We start from the raw sequence: 11,706 nt of genomic DNA, 5'->3' as shown, positions 1-11,706 counted from the left end.
GTCAAATATATATAGATAAAAGAGGTGGAATTATGCATTGTCCAAAATGTCATCACAATAATTCTCGTGTTATTGATAGTCGTCAAGCCGATGATGGCCGTGCCATTCGACGTCGTAGAGAATGTGAAAACTGTGGCTTTCGCTTTACAACATTTGAAAGATTAGAGGAAACACCGCTACTAGTGATTAAGAAGAACGGTGGTCGTGAAGAATTCAATCGTGAAAAAATCTTGCGAGGATTAATTCGTTCGGCAGAAAAACGTCCTGTAGCGATGGAACAGATGGAACAAATTGTTGATCATGTGGAATCACGCATTCGTGCACTAGGTGAAAATGAAATTTCTTCAACTGAGATTGGCGAATATGTTATGGAAGAACTTGTCGATTTAGACGAAATCGCTTATATCCGTTTTGCGAGCGTCTATCGACAATTCAAAGACATGTCTGTTTTCTTAAAAGAATTACAAGATATTGTCGATAAGGCAAAAGAATAGAAAGACTGGAGGGTTAGCATGAAGTCTGCTTGGAATGAAGTGCAACCAAATCATATTTATCAGGTGTTCAAAAGTCTACCCCTCACTGAAGAAGGTAATGATGGCTTACTTCATCTGTATCAACCAATTATTGGTTCGCATGCAATGGCATTGTATTATGCCTTGTTAGGTGATGAAGAAGACCAGCACGAAAATGAATTTGCGCATATTGATGTATTAAATGCCTTAAATCTTGGTTTGCCGGATTTTCTGATGGCAAGAAAGCATTTAGAAGGCGTCGGTTTACTTTCTGTTTTTATGAAAGAAGACCCTGAGTTTGGCAAAATATTTTTGTACCAATTAGAAGAACCGTTGCACCCACAAGCGTTTTTGAAAGATGAAGTCTATAGTTATTTGTTATGGAATGTTGTTGGTGAACGTAAATTTAATCAAATTGTCGAACGCTTTAAACCAAAAAAAGTAGATACCTCTGCTTATCGAGAAATAACGAGTAGTTTTAGTGATGTCTATGGTGCGTTAAATGAAGAATCATTTGTTCGTAAAAGTTCAAAACTAGAACAAATTTCTAAAGATTACGAAGTAAACGGTAAAACATTGCAACTAGAAGATCAGCTTGATTGGAATTTTCTAATTGATATCGCAAAGAAAAAATTTATTGCGGAAAGTAATTTTACACCAGAATTCAGAAAACAATTACTGTTATATCATAATTTGTATGGTTTTGATGAATTGACACTTGTCAATATGATGGCAGAAGTGGTCTCCTTGTCTGACGGACAAGTGGACAGCAAAGCTTTAGCAAAATATATGAATCAGCAAAGTAAAACACGTCCGCAAAAACAAGCTGTTGCGCAACTTTCACCAGATGACCAGACACGTCGATTTAATACGTTGAAACAGTCAGGATTTTCGGAAATGGATCTTGAATTAGTCCAAATGAGTGAAGAGACAGCGCCGGTTGATTTTTTACAAGCGATTAAAAGAGAAAAACACAGCTTTGTGACCGACTCTGAATCTTGGCTACTAAAATCATTAGTTGAGAAGAGTCCGTTACCTAATAGTGTGATTAATGTCTTGATGCATTATGTCTTAGTGATTCAAAAAAACAGCACACTACAAGCGAATTTTGTCAATAAAATTGCGACAGACTGGTCAGAAATCGGAATTAAAAGCCCAGAAGCTGCCATTCAACATGTACGCCAGTTAGTAAAAGAATCGAAAGAAAAAGTCAAACGACCTCGTACACCATACAAGCAACAGCCCGTACGTAAAGAAACTTTGCCGGATTGGGTAGACAATCCGACCGAAGAAGTGGAAGATCCAGTAATGTTAGCAAGAATACAAAAAAATATGCAAGAATACTTAGAAAGTAAAGAAGGTGAAAAATGATGGAAGAAATTGGAAAGAACCTCAATCAAATGCTTGACCGAAAGAATTACCGCGCACGCTTTGAAGAAATGATTGCTGAAGTGATGAAGCATCCTGATGTTCAGGCTTTCTTAGAAGAACATAAGGAACTCACGCAGCAAGAAATTGAACGTAGTTATGCCAAATTGTATGAATATGTGCAAGAAAAACGCAAATTTGACTTAAACGATCCAACGATGATTGCACCTGGTTATGAACCACAGTTAATGCTGAATTTTCATTCGATTGATGTGACCTATGTACCAACAGAAGAATTGGTTGCTCGCAAACAACAAGAAGAAATTCGTGGCAGAATTCATGCCTTGAATATGCCCAAGGATATCCAGGAAGCACGTATGGAAACTTATGAGAGAACTTCTGGAAGGGGAGAAGCTATAATAGCTTCAACTACTTTTATCCTACAATACAAAAAAAATCCAAGAAGTTTCCATAAAGGCTTATATTTAGTGGGCAGTTTTGGAATTGGAAAGACCTATTTATTAGGCGCTATCGCTAGAGATTTAGCTGAATCAGGCTATACGTCAACCTTATTACATTTCCCGACATTCGCCGTTGAAATGAAACAAGCGATTGGTAAAAACCAAGTGTCTGAAAAAATGGATGTCATCAAAAAAGCACCCATTTTAATGTTAGATGATATTGGGGCAGATGCGATGAGTAGTTGGGTTCGTGATGAAGTTTTTGGTGTCATTTTACAGTATCGCATGCAAGAGCAACTCCCAACATTTTTCACCTCGAATTTTACCATGCGGGAACTAGAACAACACTTATCCGTAACACAACGAGGAGAAGAAGAACCGTTGAAAGCCAAACGGATTATGGAGCGCATTCGTTATTTGACCAAAGAAATTCAAATGAGTGGTCGCAATCGACGGAATCAATAACAAGAAAATAAAAAAATTCTCTTAAAAGTGACTTGTCATCTTTGAGAGAATTTTTATTGAGAGGGATAAGCAATGAATGAACAAGAATTATCACGACGTTTAGCTCGTGTTGGGGCACATGTGCCAAAAAATGCTCGCCTAGCAGATATTGGATCGGACCATGCCTATTTACCGGTAGCCTTGATGTTGCAAGAGCAGATTGAATTTGCGGTTGCTGGTGAAGTAGTCAAAGGACCATTTCATTCCGCTGAAAAACAAGTCCGTAAAAGTGGTTTGACCAATAACATTGTGGTGCGTTTAGCAGATGGTCTAGATGCTATCGAACCATCAGACAATATCACAGCTATTACCATCGCTGGTATGGGAGGAACTTTAATCCGTTCGATTTTAGAAGCAGGTAAGCAAAAACAACGGATTACTGGTAGTGAACGGTTGATTTTACAACCAAATATCGGTGAGAAAACATTACGTGAATGGTTAGTAGCAAACAACTATACAATTATTGAAGAAGAAATTTTGGAAGAAAATAAAAAAATCTATGAAATTATCGTAGCAGAACAACAAACACCAGTAAAATATAGCGAACAAGAGTTGCTTTTTGGTCCGCAATTAATGAAAAATCCGACAGACGTCTTTTATCAAAAATGGCAACATGAATTAGCAGCCAGAAAACGCGTCTTAAAAGAATTGGAAAAAGCAGAGAAACAACCTGTTGAGAAAATCCAAGAACTACAAACACAAATTCAATGGATTGAGGAGGTCTTGGCATGAGTCTTTCAGCCAAAACATTTATTCGACGTTTTGAAGAATATTGTCCCCAGTGGTTGGCAGAAGAAGGTGACCCAGTCGGTTTGCACATTGGAACGCTAGATAAAGATATCCAACGCGTCATGATGACGTTAGATGTCCGTCCAGAAGTAGTCGAAGAAGCCATTGAGAAAAAAGTGGATTTAATTATTGCGAAACACCCACCGATTTTTCGGCCAATCAAACGTTTAACAGAAGATGATTTACAAACCAAAATGTACATTGATTTGTTACGTCACAATATTTCCGTTTATGCTGCCCATACGAACATGGATATTATTGAAGACGGGCTAAATGACTGGTTCTGTGAGATGTTAGATGTGCAAGTGACAGGTTATTTGAAAAAAACACACGAAGTTTTGTACAAAAAATTAGTTGTTTATACGCCGATTGAAGCTAGCCAACAAATGCGTCAGGCTTTGGGCGATGCCGGTGCAGGTACGCAAGGAAACTATCATCATACAAGCTATTCCATGATTGGTACAGGACGTTTTACACCGACTGCAGATGCTAATCCAACGATTGGTGCGGCAAATCAACCAGAACAAGTCCAAGAAGCACGAATCGAAGTGATTTTCCCAGAAACTATCCAATCCAAAGTGTTAGCTGCGATGTATAACACTCACCCTTATGAAGAACCAGCTTATGATATTCTATCATTAGGAAATCCGCCAAAAACATATGGTATCGGACGAGTAGGGAAATTAAAAACACCGATGACCATCGAAGCTTTTACAGAAAAAGTGAAAGCTGCATTCGGACTTGCTGGCTTACGTTTAATCGAAGCAACACAACCCAAAAAAATCATTGAAACTGTCGCTATTTGTGGTGGTTCAGGTGGCAATTTTTATCCAGATGCGTTGCGTGCTGGTGCAGATGTTTATATTACGGGCGATGTTTACTACCATACCGCACATGATATGCAAACAAATGGGTTGACAGTCATCGATCCAGGGCATAACATTGAGAAAGTTTGTATACCCAAATTTGTTGAAAAAATGGAAATGTGGAAAGCAGAACAACAATGGGAGATTGACATTATTCCTTCTGAAACAGACACGAATCCATTTCAATTGAGATAAGAGGAGACGAAAAAGATGTACGAAAATTTATTACCCCGTTTTTTACGCTATGTAAAAACAGAAACACGTTCAAATCCAGAAAGCACAACTACACCATCGACACAAACGCAAGTGGCGTTTGCGCAAACTTTAAAAGCTGAACTAGAAGAATTAGGTTTATCTGATGTTCATTACAATGAACAAAATGGTTTTGTCATAGCGACTTTGCCATCAAATATTGACAAAGAAGTACCAGCGATTGGTTTTATTGCGCATATGGATACTGCTGATTTCAATGCGGTAAATGTGAACCCACAAATTATTGAAAATTATGATGGGTCTTCAGATATTGCTTTGGATACAGAAGGTAAATTTAAATTAACTACCGCTGATTTTCCGAATTTAGCGAATTATCAAGGAGAAACATTGATTACGACAGATGGTTCGACTTTATTAGGTGCAGACGATAAATCAGGGATTGCTGAAATTATGACAGCAATGGAAACACTGATTAATAATCCGGAAATTAAGCATGGTACTGTGAAAGTGGCTTTCGGACCAGATGAAGAAATCGGTGTCGGAGCAGATAAATTTGACGTAGAAGACTTTGACGTGCAATTCGCTTACACGATGGACGGTGGACCAGTCGGGGAATTACAATACGAAACTTTCAATGCCGCACAAGCAGAAATTACCATCTATGGTAAAAATGTGCACCCAGGTACAGCCAAAGACACGATGATAAATGCCTTGCAGTTAGCGATTGATTTTCACAATCAATTACCTGCGGATGAAGTGCCAGAAAAAACAGACGGTTACCAAGGTTTCTTCCATTTAATGAGTTTAGGTGGTACAACGGAAGAAGCGAAAATGGCGTATATTATTCGTGACCACGACCGCGAAAAATTTGAAGCACGTAAAGCATTGATTACTGAAATTCAAGAAAAAATGAACGCACAATATGGACAAGAGCGAGTAGCAGTGCATATGTATGATCAATATTACAATATGAAAGAAATTATCGAAAAAGATATGAGTATTATTGATGTAGCTGAAAAAGCGATGATTGAATTAGACATTAAGCCAATTATTGAGCCTGTTCGTGGTGGAACAGACGGTTCTAAAATTTCTTATATGGGCATCCCAACACCGAATATTTTTGCTGGTGGCGAAAATATGCATGGCCGTTTTGAGTACGTGTCATTGCAATCAATGGAAAAAGCAACATCGCTAATCGTTAAAATAGCCGAATTAGTTGCAAAATAACAAAAAAGATAGTAAAGTCAAGACGACTTTACTATCTTTTTTTAGGAGAATGAACATGAGAATAATGGTAATTTACAATGATACATCCGGTAAAAATGAAGGTGAAAAAATCGCTAAAGAATTTAAAAAGATTGCAGAAAATAACAAAGATGTCGAAAAAATTGTTTTACAAGTCACCAATCCAGATGTCGACGAGGATGAAATTCGTCAACTTGCTGATTCCGAACAAGTAGACACCGTTGTCGTCATTGGTGGTGATGGAACAATTCATCATGTCTTAAGAATGTTACAGGATCGAGAATACCGTTATGGGATTATTCCTGGAGGTACGGTCAATAATTTAGCTAAAGCGGTTGGATTGCCCTTGGAAAAAGAAAAGGCATTTGACGTCATTTTATCACAAAAGACACAAAAAATTGATTATGCAACCGTGAATGATGATGTTATGATTTCTACAATGACTGCTGGAATTTTAGCTGATACGGCATCAAAAGTTAGCCAGTCAGAAAAACAAAAGTATGGTCCGTTGGCTTTCTCGAAGCGCTTCTTCCATTTATTATTTAAAAGAAGAAAATACGCTTTATCAGTGAAAACTGAAGACCATGAGTGGCAAGGAAAAGCCCATTTAGTGACAATTGCCATGACAAATTCAATGGGTGGGTTCAGCTTAGATGATTCGGCTTCTCCAGATGATGGTTATATGCACATCACAATTATTCCTGAATTGTGGATTATCCCCTTTTTCTATAATTTGCCACGCATTTTACGTGGTCAATTTTATAAAATTCCAGAAGTAGTCTATTTTTCAGCTAAAACTGCAACGTTTAGACCATTAGATACAAATAAAGAAATCGTTACCCGTACAGATGGGGATCCAACAGATTCATTGCCTGTAGAAGTCAATGTTGTTCCGCAAGGTATGGAAGTGTTTGTTCCCTAATATTTACAAGCAAGGGGGGAAATAATGAATCATTTATTCGATTATGGCATTATTCTCTATCTATTTTTAATTAATACCTACGTTTTTCTGGTAATGTGGTATGATAAAAGACAAGCAGAACGTAAAAAATGGCGGATTCCTGAAGCACGAATTTTAATGTGTGGTGTTTTAGGTGGTGGTTTAGGCGGGCTGCTTGCACGATCTCTATTTCGGCATAAAACAAGAAAAACAAAATTTTTATTCTGTTTTTTACTTGGCGTTGTATTAGATATCGTACTATTATACCTGAGTTAGGAGAAATATATGAAGATGAACGCCAAAGGGAAATTTATCCTGAACTTAGTCGCATTACTTGCTATTTTTGTAGTGATGATTTATGTTATTCAAAATTCATTGGCTGAAATTTTAGCCGAATTAACAGCAACAAAACCAATTATTTTAATCGGCGTCATTGGTTTAGGGCTCGCCTATCAGTTCTTTGAAGGGTGGTCCATTCAGGAAATTGTTCGAAGTTTTTCCACCTCGTTTCGCCGCTATGACGGCATGGTGACGGCTTGGTATGTCGCTTTTTACCGAGTCGTTACTTTTGGCGTAGGTACACTTATTTCTGAAGTGAACTTTTATACGCGGAAAGGATTAAAAGTATCGCAATCCATGGGTGTAACGTCTCTGCATATGATCATGTATAAACTAGCGATGCTTACCTATGCAATTATCGGTTTAGTGATTCAATTTTCTTTGTTTTATACGCGTGCACCTCGGATGATTCCACTCATTTTGCTTGGGATGGTGATGACAACCGCAATTATTTTGTTCTTTTTGTTGATTTCGATTAGCATTAATTTGCATGTTTGGTTTATTCAGATGAGTGATAAACTATTTAAAACAACTAAAATGCGAAACTTGATTGATCGTTGTAACTTACAAATTTATTCGTTAAGAGAGACAGTGGCCTCTATCTTACATGATCGCACAGCTCTTATTAGAATTTATTTACTGAATATGATCAAATTGGCAATGTGGTATTTGATTCCGTATATTATCATAATTGATAATCATCCAGAAATTGATTTTCTACTAGTTTTTTCATTGATTAGTTTTACTTTAATCTTAGCTGGTGTTATCCCATCACCAGCGGGAATCGGTGCGTTTGAATTTGTCTATCTTTTTCTTTTTAGTCCCTTGGTAGGAACGGTCGATGCAATCTCTTCAATGTTGTTGTACAGATTTGCATCTTACGTATTACCTTTTTTCTTAGGATTCGTTCAAGTCTTAATTGATCGGAAGAATGTTTTGTCAAACGAATTTGAGGAAATGAAGTCAAAAGAATAAAACAAAAAAACCAATCCATTATGGGTTGGTTTTTTTGTTTTGTTGTATGTTCGTTTTTTCGCCTTTTTTATGACAAATAACGCAGGAAAATACAATTTTTTTTTGTTTTTTTATTTTCCAAATATTTTGTTCTTTTTTTTATTTTATTTATTAAAAAAAGAACAAAATATGATGATTAAGCTTCTTAAAGATAACTTTTTATTAAATTAAAATGAAATTTCTATATTTTTATTGTTATATAAATTTCATAAAAAAATCATATTCCATGTTTTTTAAACGCTTTCTAGCTGTTTTTTCGATACAATTTAGTTGTTGTGTTCAAAATTTGATGATAATATGAAAAAAACTGAACAATAATTATCGTTTTATTATTATTTGATGAGAGGTAGATAAATGAAGATTAATAAGAAAGTAATAGTAAGATTTACTCTAATTTTAGTCTTTTTTGTTGGGGTATTTATGCTTTTTAGTAATCAAATTCAACAATTTATCGTTCGGAAAAACAGCGAAAGTTTTTCAATTTCTAATTATAGTCGTGAAGAAATTGAGAAAAATCAAAAAGAGAAAAATGCTGTTTTTGATTTTACCTCAGTGGAACCGATTAGTACAAGCGCCGTATTTAAAGCGCAATTGAATAAAAACAAACAATCACAGCCCGTTGTAGCAGGTATTGCTGTACCTAGCGTAAATATAAATTTACCTATTTTTATAGGTGTAGCAAATGAAAATCTACTTTGGGGAGCAGGCACTCTATCTCCTACACAACAGATGGGGAGAGGGAATTATGCATTAGCTAGTCATTTGTCCTATGATCCAGAAGCGCTGTTCTCACCATTAGAGCATGCTCAAATCGGTGAAAAAATATATTTAAATGATTTAGAAAACATCTACGAGTATGAAATTTATACAAAAGACTGGGTAGAACCAGATGCCATGTACGTGTTAGATGATGTTCCTGGAAAATCAATTGTTACCTTAGTGACTTGTGGTGATTTCGATGCAACGAGTCGATTAATCATTCAAGGGAGTTTAATCGAGGTCAAACTCGTCAGTCAAGCGGATGAAGCTGTTTTATCAGCATTCAAGTAATAGGCGTTTCGCCATTTTATTATTTTGTATTCAAATCTAATTTCTTGGATATTTTAGATTGAATAATATAGATAGTCGTTGGTATAGCGGGAATACATAGGAAGGAGGGTTTGTTGGTTGGTTCCCGAATATTGTTGGTAAGCAATTATAATAAACAAGTTTGTAACTAGAGGAGGATAAGTAGTGAAAAAGAACGATTATAAGAAACTTATGAACGCGAAAAGTACAAAACGTACTTCTAAAAGAAATAAAGTTATTGCTAACGCAGCGGTGACAGGGTTGTTATTAACTGCTGCAGTTGTACCTACTGCTAGTTTATTGTGGGCACCGCAAGCGGTAGAGGCTGCATTAGTAGACGCTTCAATTTTGCAAAATGTTAGTACAAATAATGATAGTGGGACTATCTTGAATGGTTTATATGAAGACGGTACAGCATTCAGGGTAGGGACTGGGGTTGAACATTTCAATATCTCTGTATCTGGCACAAGTCCTGTTGATGCATCACTTATTGCGGATAATAATAAACGTATTGTTATTTCAATTCCGGAAGGGTTACAAGGGAGCATAGCAACTGCTGGACAAGCACAAATCAACTCAAGCTTTAGTTTAGACCTCAATAATGTGCCACTACTGTCAGGCGGTTTAAGTGCTCTTACTAGTGCTGTGGGTAGCTTAGTAACAGGAGTTGGAGAAATAGTTGATACAATTACTGGAACTGCGGGTATTATTTCTAATGTTTCTGCTACAGGTGATGTAATTCAAGGCCTGTTAGATGATTTAATTGCACTTGATACAGCTCAATTTGCCTCAGATGTTATCTTATCAGAAGATGGCACACATTTGTATGTAGATGTGAATGATGGTTTAGGACTAATTTTAGCTCAAAATATTACAGATATTTTGAACGATCTGAAAGATGCTATCAATAATTTAAGCATTACAGTAGATCCTAATGCCAATATTATTGAGAAAGGAATAGCTACACCAGTAGTTGCAGCCGCTAATCTAATTCTTAACCCGATAAAAAGTACTCTGACTGCAGCAGTAGATCTTTTATTAAATCCAGTTATAAATAATGCAGGAGAATTAGTTAATCAATTAGCAGATGCAGCCGTATTAGGTGGAATGGATGCTACTATTCCTGTTGCGCTTAATACTGACACAGTAGTTTCAGCAAATGTTCCAAATGATGGAGCATTTAACTTTAATGGCGCGGTTATTGAAGGAAATACTTTGGATATTAATATTTTAAATAATTCTAGTGATGGTAATACTATTTATTTTGAAGCAACTGCAGCAGAAGTAACCGCACCAACTGCAACAGTTACTGGTGATACTTCTGGATACACAGTAACAGGAACAGCTGATCCTGGTGCAGAAGTAGAAGTTCGTGATGCAGATGGCAATGTGATTGGTTCTGGTGTTGCCGATGCAAATGGCAATTATTCAATTCCAGTTGCTGCTGAAGATGTATATCCTGATGAAGTAATTAATGTTGTTGCGATTGTTGATGGAAACGAAAGTGCTCCAACAGAAGCTGCAATTCCAGCATTACAGACACCAACAGCTGATATTACTGGTAATTCCGTTGACGGTTATACAGTGACAGGAACAGCTGATCCAAATGTGACGATTGAAATTCGTGATGCAGATGGGAATGTAGTTGGTACTGGAACAACTGGACCTGACGGAACTTATTCTGTTGATATTCCAGCAGGTGATGTAGCTGAATTGGAAACGTTGACAGTTAATTCAACTGTTACTCGTGATGGCGTTGATTATGATAGTCCTGTAGTAAATATTACTGTACCAGAAGATTCAGATAGCGACTCAGATTCAGATAGTGATTCAGATTCAGATAGTGATTCAGATTCAGATAGTGATTCCGACTCAGATAGCGATTCCGACAGCGATTCCGATTCCGACAGCGACTCAGACAGTGATTCAGACTCAGATAGTGACTCCGACTCAGACAGTGACTCAGATTCAGATAGTGATTCCGATTCAGATAGCGATTCCGACTCAGATAGTGACTCAGATTCAGATAGCGATTCCGATTCAGATAGTGACTCAGATTCAGATAGCGATTCCGATTCAGATAGTGACTCAGATTCAGATAGCGATTCCGACAGTGATTCAGATTCAGATAGCGATTCCGACTCAGATAGCGATTCCGACTCAGACAGTGATTCCGATTCAGATAGCGATTCCGACTCAGACAGTGACTCAGATTCCGATAGTGATTCCGACTCAGACAGTGATTCCGATTCAGATAGCGATTCCGATTCCGATAGTGACTCAGATTCCGATTCAGATAGCGACTCCGATAGCGATTCCGACTCAGATAGTGACTCAGATTCCGATAGCGACTCAGATTCCGATAGTGATTCCGATTCAGACAGCGA

11 protein-coding genes are annotated in these 11,706 nt (G+C 37.1%); all 11 read left to right on the top strand.

Annotated features, from left to right (window positions below; all coding sequences use genetic code 11):
* Positions 1–32: 32 nt before the first annotated feature.
* Positions 33–494, top strand: coding sequence for a transcriptional regulator NrdR (gene nrdR, locus BAU17_RS06810; protein ID WP_161902083.1), 462 nt, complete (start codon positions 33–35; stop codon positions 492–494).
* Between the two features lie 18 nt (positions 495–512).
* Entirely contained in the window at positions 513–1,883 is a 1,371-nt protein-coding gene (locus BAU17_RS06805; RefSeq protein ID WP_161902082.1) for a replication initiation and membrane attachment family protein, read from the top strand.
* Positions 1,883–2,806 carry a primosomal protein DnaI gene (dnaI, locus tag BAU17_RS06800; RefSeq protein ID WP_161902084.1) on the top strand — a complete coding sequence of 308 codons (924 nt, stop codon included), beginning with the start codon at positions 1,883–1,885 and terminating at the stop codon, positions 2,804–2,806. Before BAU17_RS06805 ends, dnaI begins: the two co-directional genes overlap by 1 nt.
* A gap of 72 nt (positions 2,807–2,878) precedes the next feature.
* Entirely contained in the window at positions 2,879–3,577 is a 699-nt protein-coding gene (locus tag BAU17_RS06795; protein WP_161902081.1) for a tRNA (adenine(22)-N(1))-methyltransferase, read from the top strand.
* Positions 3,574–4,695: a Nif3-like dinuclear metal center hexameric protein gene (locus BAU17_RS06790; protein ID WP_161902080.1), complete on the top strand. Its 1,122-nt coding sequence runs from the start codon at positions 3,574–3,576 to the stop codon at positions 4,693–4,695. The genes BAU17_RS06795 and BAU17_RS06790 overlap by 4 nt, the downstream gene beginning before the upstream one ends.
* 15 nt (positions 4,696–4,710) lie before the next feature.
* Positions 4,711–5,940, top strand: coding sequence for a peptidase T (gene pepT / locus BAU17_RS06785; RefSeq protein ID WP_161902079.1), 1,230 nt, complete (start codon positions 4,711–4,713; stop codon positions 5,938–5,940).
* A complete protein-coding gene (locus BAU17_RS06780; protein WP_272927945.1) occupies positions 5,930–6,880 on the top strand; it encodes a diacylglycerol/lipid kinase family protein in 951 nt (316 codons plus the stop codon). The genes pepT and BAU17_RS06780 overlap by 11 nt, the downstream gene beginning before the upstream one ends.
* Positions 6,881–6,904: 24 nt before the next feature.
* Positions 6,905–7,174 (top strand): DUF1294 domain-containing protein, encoded by a 270-nt coding sequence (locus BAU17_RS06775; protein WP_161902077.1) that lies wholly within the window; start codon positions 6,905–6,907, stop codon positions 7,172–7,174.
* A gap of 15 nt (positions 7,175–7,189) precedes the next feature.
* Positions 7,190–8,212: a lysylphosphatidylglycerol synthase transmembrane domain-containing protein gene (locus tag BAU17_RS06770; protein WP_202622291.1), complete on the top strand. Its 1,023-nt coding sequence runs from the start codon at positions 7,190–7,192 to the stop codon at positions 8,210–8,212.
* Positions 8,213–8,605: 393 nt separating this feature from the next.
* Positions 8,606–9,301, top strand: coding sequence for a class A sortase (locus BAU17_RS06765; RefSeq protein WP_161902075.1), 696 nt, complete (start codon positions 8,606–8,608; stop codon positions 9,299–9,301).
* Between the two features lie 183 nt (positions 9,302–9,484).
* A partial coding sequence (locus tag BAU17_RS14290; RefSeq protein WP_161902074.1) for an adhesive domain-containing protein occupies positions 9,485–11,706 on the top strand: 2,222 nt, incomplete at its 3' end.

The sequence above is a fragment of the Candidatus Enterococcus willemsii genome (assembly GCF_009933335.1).
GTDB lineage: Bacteria > Bacillota > Bacilli > Lactobacillales > Enterococcaceae > Enterococcus_F > Enterococcus_F willemsii.
This window is presented reverse-complemented; position numbering and strand designations above follow the sequence as displayed.